Consider the following 642-nt stretch of genomic DNA (forward strand, 5'->3'; position numbering starts at 1 on the left):
AGATATCTCCTTGCCATGTCATCGACAGCATATTTCACTTTTAATTCGCCATCGTACAGACATACTTCTCCTTTGTACTCATAATAACATTGGCATACAGAGCATATCATTGGGTCTTTCCCTGTTCCTTCTCTAATCTTCTCTCTCCACCTTCTCCTTCGGAGAACCTTTCGTACATTTACAATCCACTTTCTTACTTCTTTTTGCCATGCAGTGATAAGCTTCTTACACATCGTTTTTAATTTCCGAGAATATACACTATAGTGACGGATTAACTTAAACTGTTCGTCTGGAATGTGACGAATTAAACGAGCAATAAACTCCTCCACGGAAACCGTTTCCTGCTTTTCCGTCTGTTCTGTTTTGTCGTAATACCGGAAGGTAACAAATTGTCCATCATATTCTTCAATCCGATGCAGAGCAATGGCAGGACGCCGAAGATAGCGTCCAATGTACTTCAACTGCTCCCTTACATTCCCTTTCTGCTTCGGAGCGTAGATGTAAAACCCTTCCTTGTTTTCCAAATAGGCCTTTTGCAGCAAAGGTTGAATCTGTTTCTTTTCTTCTCCACTTACTGTACGTCGAATGAGCTTTAAGACCACCGTCTGCCACTGCTTTCTCAACATGAGAAACGGAATATAA

General features: G+C 41.1%; 1 protein-coding gene. It reads right to left on the bottom strand.

What is annotated here, in order from left to right:
• Window positions 1–642 (bottom strand): IS91 family transposase (locus tag MBEAL2_RS28670; RefSeq protein WP_047155568.1); only part of this gene is annotated, 642 nt, incomplete at both ends.

This window comes from Aneurinibacillus tyrosinisolvens (assembly GCF_001015055.1).
GTDB lineage: Bacteria > Bacillota > Bacilli > Aneurinibacillales > Aneurinibacillaceae > Aneurinibacillus_A > Aneurinibacillus_A tyrosinisolvens.